Source organism: Amycolatopsis sp. cmx-11-51 (assembly GCF_047608665.1).
Classification (GTDB): domain Bacteria; phylum Actinomycetota; class Actinomycetes; order Mycobacteriales; family Pseudonocardiaceae; genus Amycolatopsis.
Window position 1 is genome coordinate 150,728 of record NZ_JADNQO010000001.1, and the last position, 23,433, is coordinate 174,160.

25 protein-coding genes are annotated in these 23,433 nt (G+C 67.8%); 11 read left to right on the forward strand and 14 right to left on the reverse strand.

Annotated elements, in window-relative coordinates:
* Positions 1-7 precede the first annotated feature (7 nt).
* Positions 8-1,522, reverse strand: coding sequence for an MFS transporter (locus tag ACM6LU_RS00665; RefSeq protein ID WP_414935605.1), 1,515 nt, complete (start codon positions 1,520-1,522; stop codon positions 8-10).
* 122 nt (positions 1,523-1,644) lie between these two features.
* On the opposite strand from ACM6LU_RS00665, the gene ACM6LU_RS00670 reads away from it, so the two are divergent.
* Positions 1,645-2,322, forward strand: a complete 678-nt coding sequence (locus ACM6LU_RS00670) for a TetR/AcrR family transcriptional regulator (RefSeq protein ID WP_414935606.1) — start codon at positions 1,645-1,647, stop codon at positions 2,320-2,322.
* A 280-nt stretch (positions 2,323-2,602) separates the two neighbouring features.
* On the opposite strand, the gene ACM6LU_RS00675 is transcribed toward ACM6LU_RS00670, so the two are convergent.
* Positions 2,603-3,529 carry a hypothetical protein gene (locus tag ACM6LU_RS00675; RefSeq protein ID WP_414935607.1) on the reverse strand — a complete coding sequence of 309 codons (927 nt, stop codon included), beginning with the start codon at positions 3,527-3,529 and terminating at the stop codon, positions 2,603-2,605.
* Between the two features lie 230 nt (positions 3,530-3,759).
* Here ACM6LU_RS00675 and ACM6LU_RS00680 point away from each other — a divergent pair, with 230 nt between their 5' ends.
* Positions 3,760-3,960: a PspC domain-containing protein gene (locus tag ACM6LU_RS00680; RefSeq protein WP_414935608.1), complete on the forward strand. Its 201-nt coding sequence runs from the start codon at positions 3,760-3,762 to the stop codon at positions 3,958-3,960.
* Between the two features lie 77 nt (positions 3,961-4,037).
* On the opposite strand, the gene ACM6LU_RS00685 is transcribed toward ACM6LU_RS00680, so the two are convergent.
* From ACM6LU_RS00685 to ACM6LU_RS00710, 6 genes are all read right to left on the reverse strand, one after another.
* Entirely contained in the window at positions 4,038-5,216 is a 1,179-nt protein-coding gene (locus ACM6LU_RS00685) for an ABC transporter ATP-binding protein (RefSeq protein WP_414935609.1), read from the reverse strand.
* Between the two features lie 3 nt (positions 5,217-5,219).
* Complete coding sequence (locus tag ACM6LU_RS00690; protein WP_414935610.1) at positions 5,220-6,062, reverse strand: carbohydrate ABC transporter permease; 843 nt, start codon at positions 6,060-6,062, stop codon at positions 5,220-5,222.
* The gene (locus tag ACM6LU_RS00695) at positions 6,062-7,012 is read right to left on the reverse strand and encodes a carbohydrate ABC transporter permease (RefSeq protein ID WP_414935611.1); all 951 of its coding nucleotides are present in this window, start codon (positions 7,010-7,012) and stop codon (positions 6,062-6,064) included. Before ACM6LU_RS00695 ends, ACM6LU_RS00690 begins: the two co-directional genes overlap by 1 nt.
* Positions 7,009-8,331: an ABC transporter substrate-binding protein gene (locus ACM6LU_RS00700; RefSeq protein WP_414935612.1), complete on the reverse strand. Its 1,323-nt coding sequence runs from the start codon at positions 8,329-8,331 to the stop codon at positions 7,009-7,011. The genes ACM6LU_RS00695 and ACM6LU_RS00700 overlap by 4 nt, the downstream gene beginning before the upstream one ends.
* A 244-nt stretch (positions 8,332-8,575) precedes the next feature.
* Positions 8,576-9,085: a general stress protein gene (locus ACM6LU_RS00705; protein WP_414935613.1), complete on the reverse strand. Its 510-nt coding sequence runs from the start codon at positions 9,083-9,085 to the stop codon at positions 8,576-8,578.
* A gap of 137 nt (positions 9,086-9,222) precedes the next feature.
* Positions 9,223-10,419: an acyl-CoA dehydrogenase family protein gene (locus ACM6LU_RS00710; RefSeq protein ID WP_414935614.1), complete on the reverse strand. Its 1,197-nt coding sequence runs from the start codon at positions 10,417-10,419 to the stop codon at positions 9,223-9,225.
* 158 nt (positions 10,420-10,577) lie between these two features.
* Between ACM6LU_RS00710 and ACM6LU_RS00715 the strand changes: the two genes are divergently transcribed.
* From ACM6LU_RS00715 to ACM6LU_RS00725, 3 genes are all read left to right on the forward strand, one after another.
* Positions 10,578-10,895 (forward strand): DUF4190 domain-containing protein, encoded by a 318-nt coding sequence (locus ACM6LU_RS00715; protein ID WP_414935615.1) that lies wholly within the window; start codon positions 10,578-10,580, stop codon positions 10,893-10,895.
* Between the two features lie 207 nt (positions 10,896-11,102).
* A complete protein-coding gene (locus ACM6LU_RS00720) occupies positions 11,103-11,297 on the forward strand; it encodes a DUF4190 domain-containing protein (RefSeq protein ID WP_414935616.1) in 195 nt (64 codons plus the stop codon).
* A gap of 49 nt (positions 11,298-11,346) precedes the next feature.
* The gene (locus ACM6LU_RS00725) at positions 11,347-11,970 is read left to right on the forward strand and encodes a DUF4190 domain-containing protein (RefSeq protein ID WP_414935617.1); all 624 of its coding nucleotides are present in this window, start codon (positions 11,347-11,349) and stop codon (positions 11,968-11,970) included.
* A 168-nt stretch (positions 11,971-12,138) separates the two neighbouring features.
* Here the strand turns inward: ACM6LU_RS00725 and ACM6LU_RS00730 are convergent, their stop codons facing one another.
* On the reverse strand, positions 12,139-12,966 hold the full coding sequence (locus tag ACM6LU_RS00730) for a slipin family protein (RefSeq protein WP_414935618.1): 828 nt from the start codon (positions 12,964-12,966) through the stop codon (positions 12,139-12,141).
* Positions 12,967-13,058: 92 nt separating this feature from the next.
* On the opposite strand from ACM6LU_RS00730, the gene ACM6LU_RS00735 reads away from it, so the two are divergent.
* Genes ACM6LU_RS00735 through ACM6LU_RS00750 form a run of 4 tightly spaced genes read left to right on the forward strand, consistent with a single transcriptional unit; the run spans position 13,059 to position 16,979 of the window.
* Positions 13,059-13,970: an aminoglycoside phosphotransferase family protein gene (locus ACM6LU_RS00735; RefSeq protein WP_414935619.1), complete on the forward strand. Its 912-nt coding sequence runs from the start codon at positions 13,059-13,061 to the stop codon at positions 13,968-13,970.
* Positions 13,971-14,014: 44 nt separating this feature from the next.
* Positions 14,015-15,322, forward strand: coding sequence for a magnesium transporter MgtE N-terminal domain-containing protein (locus ACM6LU_RS00740; protein ID WP_414935620.1), 1,308 nt, complete (start codon positions 14,015-14,017; stop codon positions 15,320-15,322).
* The gene (locus ACM6LU_RS00745) at positions 15,315-15,824 is read left to right on the forward strand and encodes a DUF1003 domain-containing protein (RefSeq protein WP_409492754.1); all 510 of its coding nucleotides are present in this window, start codon (positions 15,315-15,317) and stop codon (positions 15,822-15,824) included. Before ACM6LU_RS00740 ends, ACM6LU_RS00745 begins: the two co-directional genes overlap by 8 nt.
* Before the next feature lie 9 nt (positions 15,825-15,833).
* Complete coding sequence (locus ACM6LU_RS00750; RefSeq protein WP_414935621.1) at positions 15,834-16,979, forward strand: Mrp/NBP35 family ATP-binding protein; 1,146 nt, start codon at positions 15,834-15,836, stop codon at positions 16,977-16,979.
* 113 nt (positions 16,980-17,092) lie between these two features.
* On the opposite strand, the gene tatB is transcribed toward ACM6LU_RS00750, so the two are convergent.
* Both tatB and ACM6LU_RS00760 read right to left on the reverse strand, forming a co-directional pair.
* A complete protein-coding gene (tatB, locus tag ACM6LU_RS00755; RefSeq protein ID WP_414935622.1) occupies positions 17,093-17,518 on the reverse strand; it encodes a Sec-independent protein translocase protein TatB in 426 nt (141 codons plus the stop codon).
* 55 nt (positions 17,519-17,573) lie between these two features.
* On the reverse strand, positions 17,574-19,115 hold the full coding sequence (locus tag ACM6LU_RS00760; RefSeq protein WP_414935623.1) for a S1C family serine protease: 1,542 nt from the start codon (positions 19,113-19,115) through the stop codon (positions 17,574-17,576).
* A gap of 163 nt (positions 19,116-19,278) precedes the next feature.
* Here ACM6LU_RS00760 and ACM6LU_RS00765 point away from each other — a divergent pair, with 163 nt between their 5' ends.
* Positions 19,279-19,923, forward strand: a complete 645-nt coding sequence (locus tag ACM6LU_RS00765) for a hypothetical protein (protein WP_414935624.1) — start codon at positions 19,279-19,281, stop codon at positions 19,921-19,923.
* A gap of 9 nt (positions 19,924-19,932) precedes the next feature.
* Here the strand turns inward: ACM6LU_RS00765 and ACM6LU_RS00770 are convergent, their stop codons facing one another.
* Both ACM6LU_RS00770 and sigE read right to left on the reverse strand, forming a co-directional pair.
* The gene (locus tag ACM6LU_RS00770) at positions 19,933-20,610 is read right to left on the reverse strand and encodes an anti-sigma factor family protein (RefSeq protein ID WP_414935625.1); all 678 of its coding nucleotides are present in this window, start codon (positions 20,608-20,610) and stop codon (positions 19,933-19,935) included.
* A complete protein-coding gene (gene sigE / locus ACM6LU_RS00775; RefSeq protein WP_414935626.1) occupies positions 20,607-21,227 on the reverse strand; it encodes an RNA polymerase sigma factor SigE in 621 nt (206 codons plus the stop codon). Before sigE ends, ACM6LU_RS00770 begins: the two co-directional genes overlap by 4 nt.
* 180 nt (positions 21,228-21,407) lie before the next feature.
* On the opposite strand from sigE, the gene ACM6LU_RS00780 reads away from it, so the two are divergent.
* Positions 21,408-22,058: an O-methyltransferase gene (locus ACM6LU_RS00780; protein ID WP_414935627.1), complete on the forward strand. Its 651-nt coding sequence runs from the start codon at positions 21,408-21,410 to the stop codon at positions 22,056-22,058.
* Between the two features lie 13 nt (positions 22,059-22,071).
* Here the strand turns inward: ACM6LU_RS00780 and ACM6LU_RS00785 are convergent, their stop codons facing one another.
* Entirely contained in the window at positions 22,072-23,331 is a 1,260-nt protein-coding gene (locus tag ACM6LU_RS00785; protein WP_414937045.1) for an MFS transporter, read from the reverse strand.
* Positions 23,332-23,433: the final 102 nt, after the last annotated feature.

Consider the following 23,433-nt stretch of genomic DNA (forward strand, 5'->3'; position numbering starts at 1 on the left):
CCAGTTGCTACATGTGGACGGCGACCGGGGCGTCCGAAGAGGCGGCCTTCGCCGGGGCACCCGACCGCAGCAGCAGCCCGCAGATCACCGCACCCGTGACGAAGATCCATCCGCCCCACACGAAGGCGGTCGTGTAGCTGTGTACGGCCGCTTCAGCCGCGAGTTGCGGCGAAGGCGTCTTCCCGACCATAAACGACGTCGCGGCGTTTCCGGCCAGCGTGCTCAGCAGCGCGGTCCCGATCGAGCCACCGACCTGCTGCGCGGTGTTGACCGCCGCCGACGCGACACCGGCGTCGTGCGTGTCGACCCCGAAGGTCGCGACGCTCATCGCGGGCGCCATGGCGAGGCCGATACCGACACCCATGATCATCAGCGGGAACAGCACGCCGCTGGAGTAGGTGCTGGTGGTGTCGATCGCCGAGAGCCAGAACAGGCCCAGACCGGCGATCAGCATTCCCAGTGAAACCAACGGTTTCGCGCCGAACTTCGGCAACAGGACGGCTGTCGCCGACGTCGCGCTGGCCATCAGGGTGGCGACCATCGGCAGGAACGCGACCCCGCTCTGCACCGGCGTGAACCCGAGGTTCAGCTGGATGTAGAAGGTGAGGAACAGGAAGATCGAGAACATCCCGATGGCGAGCAGGAACATCGCGAGGTACGAACCGCCGCGGTCGCGGTCGAGCAGGACGCGCAGCGGCAGGAGCGGGTGTTCGGCCCGTTGCTGGATCGCCACGAACGCCACGATCAGCACGACACCGGCGGCGAGGAAACCCCACACCGAGATCGCGGACCATGAGTCGCGTTCGGCGTTCGCGAAGCCGTAGACCAGCGCGAACAACCCGGCCGACGCGGTGATCGTGCCCGGGATGTCGAGCTTCGGGCGCGGTCCGTCGGTCTCGGAGTCCTTCAGCAGCACGGCCGAGCCGGCGAACGCGATCACCGCGAAGACGATGTTGACGTACATCGACCAGCGCCAGTCGAGGTACTCGGTCAGCACGCCGCCGAGCAGCAGGCCAATCGCCGCACCGCCACCACCGATCGCGCCGAAGACCCCGAAGGCCTTGCCTCGTTCCTTCGGGTCGGTGAAGGTCGTGGTCAGCAGCGAAAGGGCGGCCGGGGCGAGAAGCGCGCCGAAGACACCCTGTGCGGCGCGGGCGATGAGCAGCATTTCGATGCTGGTGGCGGCGCCGCCGATCGCGGACACGATGGCGAAACCGGCGAGTCCGACGAGGAACGCGCGTTTGCGGCCGAAGAGGTCCGCGAGCCGCCCGCCCAGCAGGAGCAGGCTGCCGAACGCGAGCGCGTAAGCGGTGACGACCCATTGGCGGGCGTCGTTCGAGAAGCCGAGGTCCTGCTGCGCCGACGGGAGCGCGATGTTCACGACGGTGGCGTCGAGTACCACCATCAGCTGGGCAAGACCGATCATCACCAGGATCAGCCATCTCCTGGCGTGGTGCGGGTTGGCGTGCTGCGCGGCCGCGTCCCCCGACGGCGTGACGACAGCGGCGGATGAGTCAGACATACGGGTGGTTTCCTCACCGATAGTGACCAAGAGGCTATGTGGAGTAGGTATCTCCCCTTTTCGTCGCCAAGGTACCCGAAAAGCGGAGAAGCGTCCTCTACTTCATTTGTTAAGCTGGACGAATGGCTCGGGACCTCGCTCCCGCCGCATCGGCGCGGCCGCTGCGGCGCGACGCTGAACTCAATCGGCAGCGCATCATCGCGGCGGCACGCGATGTCTTCGGCGAGCGCGGGCTCGAAGCGACACTCGACGACGTCGCGCATCACGCCGGCGTCGGCGTCGGCACCGTCTATCGGCGCTTTCCGAGCAAGGAACACCTGGTCGAGGCGATGTTCGTCGACCAGTTCGAGACGATCCGCGAGTTCGCCGAAGAGGCGCTTCGCGCCCAAGATCCGTGGGAGGGCTTCACCGGCTTCACCTGGCGCGCGGCCGAACTGCACGCCGGTGACCGCGGGTTACGCGAAGTCATGCTGTCGAACGTCTTCGGCCACGAGCGCGTCGCCGAGGCGAAAGCACGCATGGTGCCGTTGATCACACAGCTCGTCGAGCGGGCTCAGTCGGCGGGCGTCCTCCGCGCGGACGTCGTGCCGACGGACATGCCGCTGCTGCACCAGATGATCGGCTCGGTCATCGAGTTCACGCACGGCATCCAACCGGACCTGTGGCGCCGGTGCCTCGCCTTGCTGCTGGACGGCCTGCGCGCCGAACCCGGCCGCGCCACCCCGTTGCCGCATCCGCCGCTGGACTTCGAGGCGCTGGACGAGGCGATGTGCTCCTTCCGGCTGCCCAAACTGCGCTGACCCGCCCGCAATTAGTCCTCTGGTTGCGGTCCCACCCCCGCCGCCAACCCCGAACTCGCGTGCTTGGACGCGGAACTCGCGTGTCCAGACGGACAACACGCCCGGCGCCACGCGTGTCGTCCACCCACTCACGCGAGTTCGCCATCTAGACACGCGAGTTCCGCCTTCAAGCACGCGAGTTCCGCGTCCAGTCACGCGGCGCGGAGCGAGGCCCACGCAAGTAGTCCTCTAGTTGCGGTAGTTGCGCGTGCAAGTACCGCAACTAGAGGACGAAACGCGGTCAGGGGAGCTTCGGGAACACCGCGACGGCGACTTCCCGGGCCGCCGCGCACGTGGCGTCCTCCGGCGCCCCGTCGACGCCGACCACCGAGAGCAGTGCCTGCTCGACTCGCTCCGGCGTGCCAGGGATCGGCCGGTGCGTGATCACCTGGCAGAACGCGCCCGACGTGGTGACCTGGACCTGACGCCCGCCCAGCGCCTCCGTCGCGCCCGGCGTGGTGTCCGCCCCCACCGACAGCGACACGCTGACCTTGCCTCGGATGCAGTTGTGCCCGGACAGCGCCGGGGCCGGTTTGGTCTCCGCCCCGGCGGCGTCGTCGAGTTCGTGCTGGTCGAGCAGTGCGCAGGGGGCGACGCGGCCCCAGGAGCGCTGGTCGAGGTTCAGCCGCCCGACCTTCCGCGCACCGATCACCCCCGCCGCGCTGCCGACCGTCGCGTCGGCGAACCGGCAACGGTCGGCCTGGTCGGACGGGTTCTCGTTGTCGGAGGTGACGACGACCGACAGCCGGATCCCGTCGGCGAAGGTCAGCAGCCGCGTGCAGGTGGTTTCCTCGTTGAACGTCGACTGCTGGACGCTGACGCCCTCCGGCAACGCCCCACCGTATTCGTAAGGCCGATTGTTCGGATCCTGCCCGGAAGTGATCGGGCCGGTGGTCACGGTGTAGCGATTGGCGCCCTCGACGAATTCCAGACGGCAGAACTCGAAGGAGGTCAACGGCGGTTTGACCGCGTTTCCCCCGCCGATCACCTTTTTCTGGTCGACCAGGCTGCAGTAATCGAGCGACGAGTAGTCCCCGAGCGCCTCGGAGGCGGTCAGGGCCTCGTCGCGAGCCGTAGTCGGCGACGACGTCGCCACCGGTTCCGGGGTGGTACAGGCCGCGGCCAGGAACAGGCCACAGAGGACCGCGATCAGTCTGTTCGAGGGCACCGGAGCAGTATCGTCAAAAGAACCGGGAACACCACCCCCTACGGGCGAAGAACACAGGGTCTTCGACGTTTTCCCAGGTGGGTGCTTTACCGCGATTTCACGCCCTTAGGGGTGTGTTTCGTTCCGTGGTGGGATGCGATCTCGCCGCCGGGCGACGAAAATGGGTTTCACACACACCGGATCGGATCCACCGATTCCGACCCACCGTGACGACCGAGAGGGAAGAACCCGTGAGCAACCCCGTAGCCGCCCGCCTGACCCGACCGCGACAGGGCCGCATGATCGGCGGCGTCTGCGCCGGTATCGCCAAACGCTTCGGCACCACGCCGGGCAAGGTCCGCCTGCTCGCCGTGCTCTCCTGCCTGCTGCCGGGCCCGCAGTTCATCGTCTACATCGTGCTCTGGCTCGCCCTGCCCGAGACCGACTACTGATCCAGGGCAGGACGAGCTTGAGTCAAGCCCGGGAACGCAGCTCCTCCTTTGAGAGCGGCGGCGGGGGCATGGATGGATCAGTCGGTGTAGGTCAGGTTCTTGCCGCTGGCCCCGTCGAACAGCTTGATCTTGTCCGCGTCGAACCACAGCTCTACGTTCTGGTTCTCCGCGGCCGAGGACGCCGCCGAAAGGCGGGCCACGATCTGCGACTCCGAACCGGGGACGTCCGAGGATCCGCTGTCGGCGGCGAGATCCGCGAGGTCGGATGACGACGCGGCCTCACCCTCGACCGAGAAGTGCGCGAACTTCTCGGAACCCATCGACTCGAGGACGTCCACATGGGCGGTGAACGTCGCGCCCTCGCGGGCGGACGCGTCCACCAGTGCGGCGTCCTCGAAGTGCTCCGGCCGGATGCCGACGATGACCTCGCGGGGCGCGTCGGCGGCCTCGACCAGCCGCCGGACCCGGTCGGTGAGCGGAATCTCGCCCAGCGCGCTGCGGGCGACACCGTTCTCCAGCGTCGCCGCGACGAAGTTCATCGACGGGCTGCCGATGAACCCGGCGACGAACAGGTTCGCCGGGTTGTCGTAGAGGAACTGCGGCGACCCGATCTGCTGCACGTAGCCCGCCCGGAGCACGACGACCCGGTCGCCGAGGGTCATCGCCTCGGTCTGGTCGTGCGTGACGTAGAGCGTCGTCGTGCCCAGCTGCTTCTGGATCTTCGACACCGAGGTCCGCATCTGACCGCGCAGTTTCGCGTCCAGATTGGACAGTGGCTCGTCCATCAGGAACGCCTTGGGGTTACGGACGATCGCGCGTCCCATCGCGACCCGCTGCCGCTGCCCGCCGGAGAGGTTGGCCGGTTTGCGGTCGAGGTGCCCGGTCAGGTCGAGGATCTTCGCGGCCTCTTCGACCTTCGCGCGCACGGTCTTGTCGTCGACCTTGGCCAGCCGCAACGGGAACGCCATGTTCTCCCGCACGCTCATGTGCGGGTACAGGGCGTAGGACTGGAACACCATCGCGATGTCACGGTCCTTCGGCGCCTTTTCGTTGACGCGCTTGCCGTCGATGCGCAGTTCGCCGGAGGAGATGTCCTCCAGGCCGGCCACCATGTTCAGCGTCGTGGACTTGCCGCAGCCGGACGGCCCGACCAGGATGATGAACTCACCGTCGGCGATCGTCATGTCCACTTCGGACACCGCGAGGGCGCCGTCGGGGTACTTCTTGGACACCTTCTCGAGAACAATTTCAGCCATGGGTCAGCCCTTCACCGCACCGGACGTCAGCCCCGCCACGATGCGACGCTGGAACAACAAAACGAACAAGATGATCGGGACGGTGATCACCACGGCGGCCGCGGAGATCGTCCCGGTGGGGTCTTCGAACTGCGAGGACCCGGTGAAGAACGACAACGCCGCCGGGACCGTCCGCGAGGCCTCGGTCGAGGTCAGCGAGATCGCGAACAGGAAGTCGTTCCAGCAGAAGATGAACACCAGGATCGCGGTGGTGAACACCCCTGGTGCGGCCAGTGGCGCGATCACCTTCCGGAACGCCTGTGCCGGGGTCGCGCCGTCCATCTTCGCCGCCTTTTCCAGCTCCCACGGGATTTCCCGGAAAAACGCGGAAAGCGTGTAGATCGACAGCGGCAGCGCGAACGTGATGTACGGCAGGATCAACCCCGGCCAGGTGTCGAACAACCCCAGCTCACGTTCGATGTTGAACAGCGGCGTCACCAGCGACACCTGCGGGAACATCGCGATCAGCAGCGACATCCCGACCAGCAGTTGCTTACCGGGGAAGTCCAGCCGCGCGATCGCGTACGCCGCCATCGTGCCGAGCACGACCGCGATCACCGTCGCGATGATCGCGATCCCGATCGAGTTCACCAGTGCTCGGATGAACTCCGTGGTCTCGAAGATGTCCGCGTAGTTCTGCCACGTCCATTCCTGCGGGATGAAGTACCCGTCGTCCAAGGTCTCCTTGGTCTTGAACGAGAGGGACACCACCCACAGCACCGGGAACAGCGCGAACACCAGGACCAGGAGGTCCACCACGCCCCATTTGAGTTTGCGGCCGGGAGTGACCGCTCCACCGATGGCCATCAGCGTTTACCCCCGTTGTCACTACCAGGTGCGGCCGTGCCGAACACCTTGATGAAGATGAACGCGATGATCGCCACCGTGATGAAGATCAGCACCGCCATCGTCGATCCGATCCCGAGGTTCAGCCCCTTGACCAGGTTGTTGTAGGTCTGCATCGACACCGACGACGTGTCCTGCGCGCCATTCGTGAGCACGAAGATGTTGTCGAAGATGCGGAACGCGTCCAGGGTGCGGAACAGCAGCGCCACCAGGATCGCCGGCTTCATCACCGGCAGCATCACCTTGGTGAACCGCTGCCACGCGGTCGCGCCGTCCATCGACGCGGCCTTGAGCAGGTCGTCCGGTACCAGCGCCAGCCCAGCCATCAGCAGCAGTGCCATGAACGGCGTCGTCTTCCACACCTCGGCCAGCACGATGATCGCCAGCGAGGGCCAGTACTCGGTCAGCGGCGCGGTGTCGGGGAAGAACAGATTGGCAAGATACCCCGTGTCCGGCGTCCAGGCGTAGTACCAGGAGAACGCCGCGACCACCGTCACGATGCCGTACGGGATCAGGGCGACCGTCCGCACGAGGCCCCGTCCGACGAGCGTCCGGTGCATGATCAGCGCCAGTCCCATGCCGAGGACGAACTCGATCACCACCGAAACGATGGTCAAGCCCATCGTCGTCCCGAACGCCGTCCACCAATAGCCGTTGGACAGTACCGCGATGTAGTTGTCGAGCCCGACGAACTCCTGCTGCGCGGGGAACCGGAGGTCGTAGCGCTGCAGGGAAAGCCAGATCGAGTAGATGATCGGATAGCCGGTGACGGCGATCATCACGAACGCCGCCGGGGCACACAGCCAGAGCCCGAGTCTGCGCTCGGCCTTCTTTCCTTCGCTGAGAACGAGTTTCGCCTTCTTGCCCGGCTCGCTCTCGGTCGCCGAACCGGCGGTTTCCTGCACGGTCACGGGATCACTCCCTTCGACTGGAGCGCGTCGGCGAGCTGCTCCCGCAGCTTCTCCGCCGTCTTCTGCGGATCGATTTCAGAAGGCGGGGAGAGTAACTTCGACAACACGGTCGAAGCGTTCTGGTACGCCGGGGTCAGCGGGCGCACCGCGGCGTCCTTGAGCGCGTCCAGGATCGTTTCCCGCATCGGGTACTTCGTGTCCATGCTCGGGTTGTCGTCGCTCTGCGGCGCGGTCGCGTCGAGCGGCACCGTGTCCGTGTAGAGCGATTCGAGCGTCGGCGGGACACCGTCCTTGAGCGCGGAGAACTTCTGGTTCTTCTCGTTGCGCAGGCACAGCGCGACCTCGTAGGCCTCGGTCTTGTGCTTCGAAGTCGAGCTGACCGCCAGGTTGTAGCCACCGATCGTGGTCTTGGCGGGCTTGCCTGCCTCGAACTCCGGATAGGTGGTCCACTTGAAATGCTGCAGCTCGTCCTTCTTCTCCTTGGCGTAGGAGGCGTAGACGAACGGCCAGTTCAATTCGAAGGCCGCGTTGCCGCGCTGGAAGGACTGGCGGACCTCGTCCTCCTTCGAGTTGGTCAGCGACGGGTCGGTGACCCCGGCCGTGGTGACCTTCTTGAGCATCTCCAGCGCCTTGATCGCGCCCGCGTCCATCACGACCGATTTGCCGTCGTCGGAGAGGATCTTGCCGCCCGCCGACTCGACGAGCGTGTTGTAGATGACGACGAGGCCTTCGTACTGCGCACCGGTGAACACGATGTTCGCCGGTTTGCCCTGCGCCTTGAGCGCCTGGGCCTGTTGGATCATCTCGTCCCAGGTCTTCGGCGGCGTCGGCGTCAGCCTGTCGTCGTACCAGAGCAGCTGGACGTTGGTGTTCTTGGTCGCCGCGTAGAGCTTTCCGTTCCACGTGGCGGTTTCGAGCGGCCCAGGCAGGACACCGGCGGTCGCCTCGGCTTTCGCCTCCCCGGTCCACTCGTCCGCCCAGCCCGCCTCGGCGAACTCGGAAACCCAGGTGACGTCCAGCCCCAGTACGTCGAGTGAATCATCGCCGGCCGCCAGCCGGCGCACCATCTGTTCCCGCTGGCCGTCGGCCGGTCGCGGGAGCTTGTTGTAGACGACCTCGTACCGCCCGTTCGAGGCCTTGGTGCATTCGTCCACAACGGACTGGAAGTTGTCTTCGGGCGCGTAGTAGACGTTGATCTTGAGTCCGGCGTCCGACCCGCAGCCCGCCAGCAGGCCGACCGTCAGCGCCGTCGCGCCGAGTAGCGAGCCGGTGCGGCCCGGTGAGCGGCCCCTCCGGCTCGCGCTCATCCTCTTCCCCATGAGGCCTCCTCGCCCGCGCACGCCTGGGAGATGGCGGCGCTAGGACGCGTTGAAGAAGCCGCGCGCCAGCACCCCGACGTGCTAGTGCTCGGGCGAGCACGCTGGAGTACGTGACCGCCCGACTGGTGTTGTGCAACCTATTCCGGGCGATCTACGCCCGCAAGCAGTATCGGTAACGATTCAGCGGACCGCACGACGAACAGGTGAACCAGTACCGCCGAATGTCAGTGGTCCGGTCCCCGCGTCACCCCGGCGAGCGCAGCGCGAGCTGGGCGAGGAGCTCGCGGCCCTGCTCGGCCGTACGCGGCTGGCAGAGCACGTCGTAGCGGACCGCGACCAGCTGGCTCGCGGAGGAGAAGTCGCGGCGGGACATGCCGTAACTGATCGCCGCGAAGACCGTCCACGCCAGGATGCCGAGCACGAGCCCGCCGATCATGGGCTGCCACGCGAAGCCCTGGTTGTCGAACATCCCCAGCAGCAGCCCGATGATCAAGCCGAACCACGCGCCCGACACCGCGCCGGTGCCCAGCACGCGGCCCCAGCTCAGCCTGCCGACGACGCGTTCGACGAGCATCAGGTCGACGCCGACGATGGTCACATCGGTGACCCCGAACTCCTTTTCCGCGAGGAAGCCGACGGCGTGCTGCGCTTCGCCGTACGTCGCGTAGGAGCCGATCGGCCAGCCGGAAGGCGGCGTCGGCAGTCGGGGCAGTCCGCCTGCGGCACGTCCGCCTCCGCCAAAGGGAGCACTCACGTAATCACCTCTCGCCCGTCCCGGTCCATCTTCTCAAGGACGGGCGAAAGGCGCGAACGTGAGCTGAAGGACGCCATCCCCGCATCGGACGCGGCGAAGGGAGCTTTCACCGCATGAGACGCGGGGAAAGCTCCCATTCAGGACCGGGACTTGTACTCGCGGAGCAGGCCGCGGCTGATGATGGTCTTCTGGATCTCGCTGGTGCCCTCGCCGATGAGCAGGAACGGCGCCTCGCGCATCAGGCGCTCGATCTCGTACTCCTTCGAGTAGCCGTAGCCACCGTGGATGCGGAACGAGTCCTGGGTGACCTCGGCGCAGTACTCGCTCGCGATCAGCTTCGCCATCCCGGCCTCGACGTCGTTGCGCTCGCCGGAATCCTTGAGGCGGGCGGCGTTGACCATCATCAGGTGCGCGGCCTCGACCTTGGTGGCCATCTCCGCGAGTTTGAACGCCACCGCCTGGTGCTCGGCGATCGCCTTGCCGAAGGTCTTGCGCTGCTGGGCGTACTCCACGGCCAGTTCGAACGCGCGGATCGCGATGCCGCAGGCACGCGCGGCGACGTTGACGCGGCCGACCTCGACACCGTCCATCATGTACGCGAAGCCCTTGCCCGGCGCTTCGCCGAGGACCTTGTCGGCACCGATCTCGTAGCCGTCGAAAACGGCTTCGGTGGTGTCGACGCCCTTGTAGCCCATCTTGTCGATCTTGCCGGGGATGGTGAGGCCGGGAGCGACCTCGCCGAAGCCCTCGGGCTTCTCGACCAGGAACGTGGTCAGGTTTTGGTGGGCCTTCTCGGCACCCTCGTCGGTCTTGACGAGCAGCGCGATCAGGTTGGAGCTGCCGCCGTTGGTGAGCCACATCTTCGAGCCGTCGATGACGTAACCGTCGTCGGTCTCGCGGGCGCGGGTCTTGATCGCGGCGACGTCGGAACCGAGGTCCGGCTCGGACATCGAGAAGGAGCCGCGGACCTCACCGGTCGCCATGCGCGGCAGGAAGTGCTGCTTCTGCTCCGGCGTCCCGTGACGGGTGATCATGTGCGCCACGATGAAGTGGGTGTTGATGACGCCGGAGACACTCATCCAGCCGCGCGCGATCTCCTCGACCACGAGCGCGTAGGTCAGCAGTGATTCGCCGAGGCCGCCGTACTCCTCCGGGATGGTGAGCCCGAACAGGCCCATCTCCTTCATCCCCTCGACGATGTCGGTGGGATAGGTGTCGGAGTGCTCGAGTTCCTGCGCGCGCGGGATGACCTCCTTGTCCACGAACTGGCGGACCGTGGCCAGGATTTCGGACTGCACGTCGGTCAAGCCGGCGGTCTGGGCGAGGCGAGCCATCGTTGCTCCCTAAATTCGCGCGCACCGGGCTCCCGGCGCTGGGTTACCGGTGAGTATGACGCGTGGCCGCGGACCTCGCTATGAGCGCAGTCACGCGTACGCCATCCGTGATCATGGCACTACAGTGACAGCCCGATCACAGTCCGAGGGGGACGAACGTGGCTCAGCAGCCCTTTGGTGGATTTCCACCGCACCAGCAGTACGGCTTTCCGCACCAGCCTCCGGCGCGGAGCAAGGACTCCGGTCTGGCGATCGCCGCCCTGGTCTTTTCACTCTTCGGGCTGATCGGACTGGTGTCGGTGATCCCGGGGATCGTCATGGGCCACGTCGCCTTCGCGAAAGCCCGGCGCGGAGAGGTGGGCGGCAAGGGCATCGCGCTGGCCGCTTTCGTCGTCGGCTACCTGATGATCATCCTGTACGCCATCGCGATTCCGGTCGTCCTGAACATCGCCGCGAAACATGGGGCGTTCCGCTAGCGATACGGTCCGGTGCCGGCGAGGGGACCATCATGACGAATCCGTACGACCCGTACGGGCACCAGCAGCAGGCTTCCGGGCAGTTCGAACAGCCCTACGGACTCCAGCCGTACCAGCCTCCGCAACACTTCTACGTCCAGCGGACCTACGTGCGGCCGCCGGACCAGGGCATGGCGGTGGCGTCACTGGGCTGCTCGGGCTGGTCATGTGCTCCCGGCGTTCCTGGGGTTCATCTTCGGGCACATCGCGCTTTCGAAGGCCAACCGCGGCGAAGCGGGCGGCAAGGGTATGGCACAGGCCGGGATGATCATCGGGTACGTCATCACCGGACTGTGGCTGATCCCGGTCATCCTGTGGTTCGTGGTCGTGGTGTTCGCGGTCGGTGCCGCGGGCGTCTCGTGACCCGTTGCCGGATACGGTGGGGTCTCGCACGAACCAGGGGGCCAACCGGATGAGCAGTTCCGACTCGCAGGACACGCCGTCGACGTCGTCCTGCACCGACTCGAACACCTTCTCGGATCCGACGTCCGCGTCGGAAACGGTGTCGAGCCCGACGCCGGCGGAACCGCGGCAGTTCCAGCCGCCCGCGCCCTTCACGCCGCCTCCGCCGTTCGAGCCGCCCGCTCCGTTCGAGGCTCCTGGTTCGGCTCCCGCTCCCGTGGAGCCGTACGCGCAGGCCATCGACCCACTGACCGCCGAGCCCGTCCCGCAGCCCGAGCCTTCCTTCGCGGCTCCGGACCCTTCGGTTCTTCCGGTGTACGCGCCCGCGCCTATGCCGGTCGCGTATCCGCCGCAGCCGTACAACCCGTACGCGGCGTCGGCACCGCAGCGTCCGCAGGACAACGGGATGGCGATCGCCGGACTGGTGTGCTCGCTCGTCGGGATCTGCTCGTGCGTGACCGTGATCGTCGGGCTGATCCTGGGGCACATCGGGCTGGCGAAGGCAAACCGCGGCGAAGCGGGCGGGCGCGGCATGGCGCTCGCGGCGGTGATCATCGGCTACGTCGTCCTCGCGCTGTACGTCGGGTTCTTCGGGACGTTGATCATTTTGGGTGTCAACGGCGAGTTGGACTGAAGGGTTGAGGTTCCCCGGAAACCGGACACCGGGGTTTTAGCCGCGAGGTCCGGTTCCCGGGGGGAACCTCATTCCGCCGCGTGTCGTCCGTCCAGTCACGCGAAACCGCCATCCGCGCACCGGCAAGTACGGACCTCAGACATGGTCGGTTCCAACCGTCGCTACCACTCACGAGCCCTGGTCCGCATCGTCTGGTGAGCGAGGCGCGGGCGCCACCTGACTATTGGCCTCCGGCGTCTCCCTCCTCGGCGTGTTCGCGTCGAGGAAGCGCAGCAGTTCCACCGGGAACGGCAGGACCAGCGTCGAGTTCTTCTCCGCCGAGACCTGCACGACGGTCTCCAGCAGCCGCAACTGCATCGCCGCCGGGGTGTCGGCCATGGTCGCGGCCGCCTGCGAAAGCTTGTGCGACGCCTGCAGTTCGCCGTCGGCCGAGATGACCCGGGCGCGCCGCTCGCGTTCGGCTTCGGCCTGGCGTGACATCGAGCGTTTCATCGACTCCGGCAGTGCGACGTCCTTGATCTCGACCCGGTCGATGTGGATGCCCCAGTCCAGCGCCGGGCTGTCGATCATCAGCTCCAGGCCCTCGTTGAGCCGTTCGCGGTTGGACAGCAGGTCGTCCAGCTCGCTCTTGCCGATGATGGACCGCAGCGACGTCTGCGCGACCTGGCCGACGGCCGAGCGGTAGTCCTGCACGTTCACCGCGGCCAGCACCGGGTCGACCACCTTGAAGTACACGACCGCGTCGACCCGCACACTGACGTTGTCGCGGGTGATGCCGTCCTGCGCGGGGATCGGCATCGTGATGATCTGCATGTTGACCTTCTGCAGCCGGTCCGCGAAGGGCACCAGCAGCGCGAGCCCTGGTTCCCGGACGGTCGCGCGCACCCGGCCGAACCGGAAGACCAGACCGCGTTCGTACTGTTTCACCACGCGCAGACCGGTCGCGAGCCAAGCGCCGCCCGCGACGGCGATCGTACCGAGAATCTCCACCACCATGGCCACTCCCCGGGGTTGCGTTCTCCCTGCTCACGGTACGCCTGGCCGGTCACGGGCGAAACACGGTGGACACGCCTGCCAAGGTGGGGATCGTGACCGGTTTCAAGATCCCGCCCCCATTCCTCGACCGCGCCGCCGGACTCGGCCCCGGAGCCGCCGAATGGCTCGACTCCCTCCCGTTCCTCGCCCAGAAGTACACGGCCAAGTGGAGTCTCACGCTCGACGGTAAGGCCATGCACGGCTTCGTCGGCGTCGCCCAGCCCGTCCGCCGCGCCGACGGCTCCCGCGCGATCCTCAAACTCGGCTGGCCGCACGAGGAATCCGACGACGAACCGCTCGCACTGTCCACTTGGGCCGGTCAGGGCGCGGTGCTGATGTACGACAGCGTGCCCGAGGACGGCGTGCTGCTCCTGGAGCGGCTCGACTCCTCCCGATCGCTCGAAACCGAGCCGATCCGGGAAGCCGTCGAGACCATCGGCGCGATGGCGCGACGGCTGGCCGTCCCGGCTCCCGAAGCGCTGCAACGTTCCCTTCGCGAAGAAGCCGAAGAGCTGGTCGCCGGACTTCCGAGGACCTGGAGCGAACTCGGCGAACCGTTCGACCGGAAGTACATCGACGCGGCGGTCGAAATCTGCGTGCACCTCGGGCCGGAAGCCGGCGAGCTGATGGTGAACGAGGATCTGCACTTCGAGAACGTCCTCGCCGGGGAACGCGAACCGTGGCTGGTGATCGATCCGAAGCCGCTGGCGGGCGACCTCGAGTTCGGCGCGATCTCGATCCTCTGGAACCGGGCGGCCGAGTCCACAATGGACGACAAGGTCGCGTGGTTCACCGCGGCGGCCGGAGTGGACGCCGAACGCACGCGGGCATGGACGCTCGTGCGCGCGGTGCAGAACTGGACCTGGCTTCACGAAGACCTCGCCGAGGGCGCCGAACCCGAGACCCTCGCCGAAGACCCGGCCTACGCCGCGGTCCCCGAAATCGCCGCCTGGGCATTGCGGTGATCACACGAATCGTCTCCCGGCCCGGGAGCCGATAACCTTCGGGCATGGCCACCGTGAACAGGGTATTCGCAGCTCAGTTGGCCGGTTTGCCGGTTTTCGGACCCGATGGCGAATCGATCGGCAAGGTGCGGGATCTGGTGGCGGGTCTCCGGCTCGACCAGCAACCACCGCGGATTTTGGGCATCGTCGTCGAGCTGACGACGAGGCGCCGCGTGTTCGTGCCGATGTTGCGCGTGACCTCGATCGAGCCCACCGCCATCACGCTCGCCACCGGTTCGGTCAACATGCGGCGGTTCCATCAGCGGCCCAACGAGGTGCTGGTGGTCGGGCAACTGTTCGACGCGTACGCCACGCTCGCGGGCTCGGACACCAGGGTCACCGTCGTCGACGCCGCCATGGAACCGACGAGGACCCGGGACTGGGTGCTCGCGAAACTCGCGATCCGCGAGCGCACGAGCAGGCTCGGCCTCGGCAGGCGTCGCGCGCCGATGCAGGTGCTGCCGTGGTCGGAGGTGTCCGGGCTCGGGCTCACCGACCTGACCGGCCAGACCCAGGGCGCGGCGCAACTGCTGATGCTGTTCGACACCATGCGCGCGGCGGACGTCGCAGCCACGGTCCGGGACCTGCCGCTGAAACGGCGGCACGAGGTCGCCGACGCGATGGACGACGAGCACCTCGCCGACCTCCTCGAGGAACTCCCCGAGGACGACCAGAAGGAACTGCTGTCCTACCTCGCCGAGGAACGGGCCGCCGACATCCTCGAAGCGATGAACCCCGACGACGCCGCCGACCTGCTCGCCGAACTGGCGCCCGCCGAACAAAGCCGGTTCCTGGAGCTGATGGAACCCGAAGAGTCGGCGCCGGTGAGGCGGCTGCTGGAGTACTCCTCCGACACCGCGGGCGGCCTGATGACGCCCGAGCCGGTGGTGCTGACACCGGACGCCACGATCGCGGAGGCGCTCGCGCACATCCGCAACGCCGACCTGCCGGTGGCGCTGGCGAGCATGGTGTTCGTCTGCCGTCCGCCGACGGAGACACCGACCGGACGTTTCGTTGGCGTCGTCCACTTCCAGCGTTTGCTGCGCGAACCACCCGCGGAGATGGTGGCGAGCGCCGTCGACACCCAGTTACCCGCGCTGCGGCCGAACGCCACCTTGTCCGAGGTCACCCGCTACTTCGCCGCCTACAACCTCACCTGCGGGCCGGTGGTCGACGCCGAGGACCACCTGCTCGGCGCGGTCACCGTCGACGACGTGCTCGACCACCTGCTCCCGGAGGACTGGCGCGAGACCGGGCTGCACGACATCACCGGCGAGATCACCGAAGAGACCGAGGAGGCCGAACGTGCCTGAACTGACGTCCGGGCGGCGGCTGGACCAGCCCCGAGGCCAAGGCCGGTTCAGGCTGAACATGGATCCGGACACGTTCGGCAGGCTCACCGAACGGGTCGCGCGGTTCCTCGGTACCGGCAAATACCTGTTCTGGCAGACACTGACCGTCATCGTCTGGATCGTGCTGAACCTGGTGGCGGTCTCGTTGCGCTGGGACCCGTATCCGTTCATCCTGCTGAACCTGGCGTTCTCGACGCAGGCCGCGTACGCCGCGCCGCTCATCCTCCTGGCACAGAACCGGCAGGACGACCGTGACCGCGTCTCGCTGGAGGAAGACCGGAATCGGGCCGAGCAGACCAAAGCGGACACCGAATACCTCGCGCGGGAGCTGGCGTCACTGCGGATCGCGGTCGGCGAGGTCGCCACCCGGGACTTCCTCCGCGGCGAACTCGACCGCCTCCGTGAGGATCTTGACGCCAAGCCGCGCAAGGGCAAACCCGACCGCACGGCTACCGGTACGTAACATGGACGTGTGACCAGTACGCAGCAACTCCCCAGCGTCGACGATGTCCGCACCGCGCTGAAGGCCGTGTACGACCCGGAGATCAAGAAACCGATCACCGACCTCGGCATGGTCAAGGGCGTGGAGGTGGGCTCGGACGGTGTGGTCACCGTCGGGATCTACCTGACGGTCGCCGGCTGCCCGTTGAAGGCGACGCTGACCAAGGACACGACCGACGCCGTCGCGAAGCTCCCCGGCGTCAGCGACGTCCGGGTCGAGCTCGACGTGATGAACGACGAGCAACGCACGGAACTGCGAAAATCGCTGCGCGGTGATGCCGCGGAACCGGTGATCCCGTTCGCTCAACCGGGTTCGCTGACGCGGGTCTACTGTGTCGCGTCCGGCAAGGGCGGGGTCGGCAAGTCCTCGGTGACGGTGAACCTCGCGGCGGCGATGGCCGAACGCGGGCTTTCCGTCGGCGTGGTCGACGCGGACATCTACGGGCACTCGGTGCCGCGGATGCTCGGCGCGCGGGAGAAGCCGACCAAGGTCGACACCATGATCATGCCGCCGCAGGCGCACGGTGTGAAGGTCATCTCGATCGGCATGTTCACCCCGGGCAACACACCCGTGGTGTGGCGCGGGCCGATGCTGCACCGCGCGCTCCAGCAGTTCCTCGCGGATGTGTTCTGGGGCGACCTCGACATCCTGCTGCTGGACCTGCCGCCGGGTACCGGCGACATCGCGATCTCGGTGGCGCAGCTGATCCCGAACGCGGAGATCCTGGTCGTGACCACCCCGCAGCAGGCGGCCGCAGAAGTGGCCGAGCGCGCGGGCGCGATCGCGTTGCAGACGCGGCAGCGGGTCGCCGGGGTCATCGAGAACATGTCGTGGCTGGAAACGCCCGACGGCGGCCGGATGGAGATCTTCGGGTCGGGTGGCGGACAGTCCGTGGCCGACTCGCTGTCGAAGTCGGTCGGCTCGACCGTGCCGCTGCTCGGGCAGATCCCAATGGACCCGCGCGTGGTCTCCCTCGGCGACGCGGGCACGCCGATCGTGCTGGCGGAGCCGGACGCGCCGGCGTCGCTCGTGCTCAAGGAGGCGGCGAAGAAGCTGACCGTCCGGGCGCGCGGGCTGGCCGGGATGATGCTGAACGTGACCCCCGCGGGGCGCTGACTTGCCTTTTCGCAATTAGTCCTCTACTTGCGGGCCTTGCGCCACGCAAATAGAGGACTGGTTGCGGTAGTTGCGCGTGCAAGGACCGCAACCAGAGGACTAAACGCGGGGGATCAGGTGGCGTCGGGGTCGACTGGAGGGCGCTCGCCCGGCTTCAACGGCTCGGGCTGCGCGGCGGTCGCCGCCGGGTAGCCGTTGGGCTTGGCCGTACCGTTCGCGCCGTTCGTGGCGCCATTGGTGCCGTTGACGTCCTTGAGCCCCAGCGGATCCGAGTCACCGTCGAACAGATGCTGGGTGACGACCCGCTTCGGGTCGAAGTTACGGAGGCCTCGCAGGTCCTCCAGCGGCTTGCGCAGCTGATCGAACTCCGGGCCCATCTCCTCGCGCAGTTGCGTCTTGGCACCGGTCGCGAAATCGCGGACCTTGCGGATGCTCTTCGCCGCCCATGACGCGGCTTCAGGGAGCCGCTCCGGACCGAGAATGAACAGACCCGCGACGATGATGATGAGGATCTCGCCCCAGCCGACACTTTCGAACACCCGTGTGAACCTCCGCCTCGGCGTCTTCCCCGTTCAGGGTACCCGGCTGGACTGGCTAGTCCGAGGCCAGTTTCACGTCCACCACGAGCGAAGACCCATCCCGGACGAGCCGGACAGGGACCATCTCGCCGACTTCGCGTGCGCGGACCGCGACGAGCAGTTCCGCCGAGTCCCGCACGAGCCGTCCGCCGACCTCGGTGATCACGTCGCCTTCCTTGATCCCGGCCGACGCGGCCGGGCCGCCAGGGGCGACATTGCGGACCTGCGCGCCCATGGTGCTGGAGCCCGCGACGGTCGACGAAGCGTTGATGCCGATGTCGGGGTGGACGACCTTTCCGTCCTTGATCAGTGTTTTCGCGATCTTCACCGCGTAGTCGCTCGGGATGGCGAACCCGATGCCGATGCTGCCGCCCTCGGCGCTGGAGGAGCGGATCGCCGAATTGATCCCGACCAGCGCACCGGTCGCGTCGACGAGCGCGCCGCCCGAGTTGCCGTGGTTGATCGCGGCGTCGGTCTGGATGGCCTCGTAGATCACCGGCGCGCTGCCGCCGTCGCCGCCCGCGGTCACCGGACGGTTGAGCGCGCTCACGATGCCGGCGGTGACCGAGTTCTGCAGCGCCAGCGGCGAACCTACGGCGATCACCGAGTCGCCGACGGCCAGGTCGGACGACTTCCCGACCTGCAGCGCGGTCAGGTTCTGCACGTTGACCTTGACCACGGCCAGGTCGGTCTTGGCGTCGGAGCCGACGACCTTCGCCTCGACGCGCCTGCCGTCGAAGAACACGGCCGTGACCTTGGTGGCCGAATCGGCCGTCGCCGCCGAGATCACGTGTTCGTTCGTGAGTACGTAGCCCTGGGGGTCGATGACGACGCCGGAACCCTGCTGCCCGGCGTCGGCGCCGGGCTTGAACACCTCGAGCGAGACGACGGCGGGCGCCACCCGGTGGGCGATGTCGGCGATCGAGCCCGCCGGACGCTCCTTGGCCGCGTCGGCCTCGGAGATGCTGGCCTGCCCGGTCAGTTCGGTGCCGGTGTCGGCGAACCACCAGCCGATCAGCCCGCCCGCGGCGCCGACGACCAGTGCGACGGCGGCGAGCATCGCCAGCGCCTTCGTCTGCACGCGCCGCCCGAAGAGGACTTCCGGGAGACTCAGCAGCGCGCCTTGCGGGCGCTTCACGCCCTTTTCCTGTTCTGATTCCGCCTGCACGGCGGGCCCGGCGAGCACCGCGCCGGACGAGGGGTCGCGCCACGGGTCCGAAGTCGTGGTCCAGAGCGGACCTTCCGCGCCGTTCTCGGACGGTTCGGGCCCGGTGCTCCCGTGCGGCCGCTCCAGCACGACACCTTCGGCACCCGGCGGGCGGCGGAAGGCCTCGGCGAGCGATTCCGGGGTCGGCGGTGCCAGGTTCATACCCGGCGTGGCCTGCCCGTTCGCGCCCGGCTGGTACAGCTTGTCGAAGGCGCCGTCGACGCCACGCGGCCTGCCGAACGTGGCCGCTTGAGCGGGATCGACGGCGGGCCGGGCCAGCGGGCGCGGCGCCAGCCGATCCCCCGCCGGGTCACCAGGCTGCTGCGGATTCGCGTTCGGCTGCTCGGTCATCATTCCCCGGGGCTGAGATCAGGTTGGCCGGACGCGAGAGTACGCCAAGCCTTGCCCTCCCGATTCTGCCGTGACCACGGTGAAGTGCGCGTTGATTTCCCCGGAACGACAAGAACTGTGACACTTGAGGCAACCATGTCTCACTTCTGGCAGTCTAACGACCATGTCAGCGAATCACGGGGGACAGTTCCCGCCTCAGCAGCATTGGCACCAACAGCAGCAATGGAACGAGCGGCAGGGGTGGCCGCTGCAACCACCCAAGAAGAAGGGCCTGTCCACGAGACTGAAAGTCCTGCTGCTCGTCGGCGCGCTCGTCTTGGTCGGCGGCGGGATCGGCCTGATCTTGGTGATGAAGGCGGCCACCGGGCCGGAGAAGCAGGCGAAGAGCCTGACCGAGGGTGACTGTGTCGTGCTGACCGGCTCCGGCAAGGAGGCCGACGCGGTCAAGACGCCGTGTGATTCCCCGCAAGCGCCCTACGCGGTGAGCCTCACCGGTGTCGACAAAGGCGAGTGGAACTGCAAGGAAGGCTTCTACCAGTACACCGTCCCGAGGCCGGTGCGCGGGGACGGCGTCGCCTTGTGCCTGGCGATCAACGCCAAGATCGGGTTGTGTTTCGACGACATCGAGACCAAGACCCCGCCGCCGCTGAAGGACTGCGGCTCGGCGCGGCTGCGGATCAGCGAGGTCTTCCCGCGGATGAGCGTGGTGAACAGCCCGTGCGCCGAGGGCACGGCGGAGGTCATTTCCTACGCCAGCTACGGGACTTCGAACTTCAAGAGCGCGACGATCTGCTTCGTCAAACCCTGACGAAGCAAATCAGCGAGCCGACACGGGCATGGGCGCGGTCGACGTGCTCGGGCTCGGCGTGGGGCTGCGCGGCGGTTCCGGCTTGGCACCGCCGCCCAGCTGCGCGGGCAGCAGACCGGCGTTGACACCCTGCGGGGGTACGAGAGCGGGGCTCGGCTGGTCATCCACGCCCTCACCCGAGGTCGCGACCAGGGCCAGGGCGCTCAGCACTAGACCCGAAACGACGACGCCGGCGCCCTGCGCGTACTTCCGCCGGGCGAGTCCGAACTTTCCACCACCCAAAACATTCGGGGACTGACCCAGTGGCGCCGATGAGCCCAACGGGGCTGTCCCGCCCAGCACTCCGGTGTCTCGAAGGCCGGCGACCCTGTCGGGTCGCTGGATGGCCACCAGCTGACCGTCGGCGGTCATCGCCAGGTTGTCCGGCGCGCCGGGGAGTTCGGTGTTCTGCGGGATGGAGCACAGGCTGGCCAGGAAACCCGCCGACATCGACGGGGCGCCCGCCTGCTTCACGGCGGTGACGGCCTGCCGTTGCGCCGCGACCTCGGCCGCGCACGACTGGCAATGGGCGATATGCGCCGATGCCCTGTCCTGGGCGCCGAGACTCAGCTCGCCGTCCACGAAGGCGACGATGGCGTCCGGAAGCAGATGCGACTCGGGGAGTCCCCAGCCTCGCGGTGCGGTCATACCCCCACCTTCGCAGACTCCTGCGCCGCGGCGCGACGACGCTCCAAAGAAGCGCGCAGCGCCTGGCGACCGCGGTGTATCCGGCTGCGCACGGTGCCGAGCTTGACACCGAGGGTGGCGCCGATCTCCTCGTACGAGAGGCCTTCGACGTCGCACAGCACGACCGCGGCACGGAACTCGGGCGGCAACTCGTCGAGCGCGGCCTGCAGGTCCGGGTCGAGATGGGTGTCCGAGTAGACCTGCTCGGGGCTCGGGTCGTCACCGACGATGCGGTCGGTGTCCTCGGGCAGGCCTTCCATCCGCACGCGTGAGCGGCGGCGGGCCATGTCGAGGAAGAGGTTCGTGGTGATGCGGTGCAGCCAGCCTTCGAAGGTGCCGGGCTTGTAGGACGCGAGGGAGCGGAAGACCCGGATGAAGGTCTCCTGCGTCAGGTCCTCGGCGTCGTGGGCGTTACCGGTCAGACGGTACGCCAGCCGGTACACGCGGTCGGCGTGTTCGCGCACGACCTCGTCCCAAGACGGCGGCGTCCACGCGGCCTCGTCCACGGTCACCGGTGTGACCTGGTCCACGTGCTGATCCTGCATCGTTTCCTGCATCGGGGAAGTAGGCACCTCCATCAGCGTCTTCTCCCTAACTACTCCACCCAACGCGGGCGATGTGCACGGTGTTCCCGTTGTCGAGACCCAGTCTCTCCGGCCTGCTTATGTTTCTAGTGAGACTGGACTGAGAGGAGGCTGAGAAGTTCGGTAGCAGGGAGTCTTCGCTGTTTTGTCCACAGGCAGCGCTAACCTCCGCGTGTGAATTCCGGGACGCATGCGGGCTCGCCGGCCGCGGCCGCCGACGCCGACCTCGTCGACGGGTACCTCCCCGACGACGAGGTACTGGCCACGGCGCGGGCGCGGTCGGCCGATCTGGGGTGCGGTCCGCTGAGCGCGGGCGCCGGCGCGACGCTGCGTTTCCTGGCCACGACGCTGCGCGCGAAGGCCGTCGTCGAGGTCGGGACCGGAGCGGGCGTGAGCGGGTTGTGCCTGCTCAGGGGCATGGTCGACGACGGGATCCTGACCTCGATCGACATCGAACCCGAGTACCACCGGGCGGCGAGGTCGGCGTTCCGGGAGGCGGGTTATCCGCCGGGACGGACCCGGCTGATCATGGGCCGCGCGCTCGACGTCCTGCCCCGGCTCACCCCCGGTGGCTACGATCTGGTGTTCGTCGATTCGGCGCCGATCGAGTACCCGAGTTGCTACGAGAAGGCCGTCGCGCTGCTCCGGCCCGGCGGGATACTGGCGTTTCACAACGTCTCGGGGGCCAGGGTGACCGATCCCTCACGGCGCGATCCGGACACCCTCGCGCTGCGCGAGGTCGCGCGGGCCTTCCGCGAGGACGAACGGCTGGTCCCGGCCCTGTTGCCCGTCGGCGGCGGGCTGCTGGTCGCCGCCATCGCGTAGCAAGGGACCTTTGCTATCGCCGGGAGCTGATGGGGACTTTCCCCGCATCTGACGCGGTGAAGGACGCTTTCCCTGCATGCGACGCAGGGAAAGTCCCCTTCGGCCGCGTTGGCACGGCCACTGCCGCCGCCGCGAGGGCGAGCCAGGCGGCGGTGAGCGCGATCAGCCAGGTCCAGCCCGCGTGCCCGTAGACGGTCGCACCGACGGCGCCGCCGATACTGCTGCCGAGGTAGTACGAAAGCGTGTACAGCCCGCCCACCTGGCCCCGGGCGTTCTCGGGCGCCTCCGCGGCGGCCCAGCCGTTGGCGACGGCGTGGGCGGCGAAGAACGCGCCCGTCAGCACGACGAACCCGACGATGACCAGCGGAAGCGAATCGGGCAGCGTCAGCGCGGCCCCGGCGATCGTGAGCAGCAACGCGCCGGAGAGCGATCGGCGACGTCCGAACCGGCCGACGAGTTTGCCCGCGGTCGCCGACGAGACCGAGCCCATCGCGTAGGCGAGGAAGACCAGCGACGCGATCGCGGGCGAGAGGTCCAGCGGCTCGCCGGTCAGGCGGAATCCGGCGGCGTTGTACAGCGCGACGAACGAGCCCATCGCCAGCAGCGCGACCGCGTACTGAACCAGGAGGATCGGCTTCCGAACGGCGGCGCCGAGGCCCGCGAGGACCGCCCGCCCCTGTTCACGCAGCCCCTCTGAACTGCGACGATCCGCCGAAGTGGTAGCAAAGGTCCCTTGCTCCCCCGGCGGCAGGGTCAGCACCGTGACCACCGCGCAGACCAGCCCCATCACCGCGACGACGAGCAGCGCACCGTGGTAGCCGAACGGACCGGCGGTGAACCCGGCCGCGAGCCTGCCGACCATGCCGCCGACGGTGTTCCCGGCGATCATCGCGCCCACCGCCGCCGCGAGCCCGGCCTTGCCGAGCCGTTCCGCGAGGTAGGCCGCGGCCACTCCGGGGAACCCCGCGATGGCGACGCCCTGCAACGCCCGCAGCACGAGCAGCGCCGGATAGCTGGGCGCCAGCGGCAGCAGGAAACCGAACACGACCGCCGAGACCACCGAAGCGATGATCACCGGGCGCCGTCCCACGACCTCGGAGAGCGCCGCGATCGGCAGCACGGCGATCGCGAGCGCGCCGGTCGCGACACTCACCGCGAGCGAGGCGCCGCCCGGGTCGAGGTGGTACTGCTCGGCCAGCTGCGGCAGCACCGGCTGCGGCGCGTAGAGCAGGGCGAACGAGGAGATCCCGGCCGCGGCGACGGCGATCGTCACGCGGCGGTGGTTCCGGTGGGCAGGCACGGTCTCGAAGCTAAGCCTGGCTAAACGATACGTCTAATACGTTCATCTGCGACAATCGATGCTGTGCTGAATGAA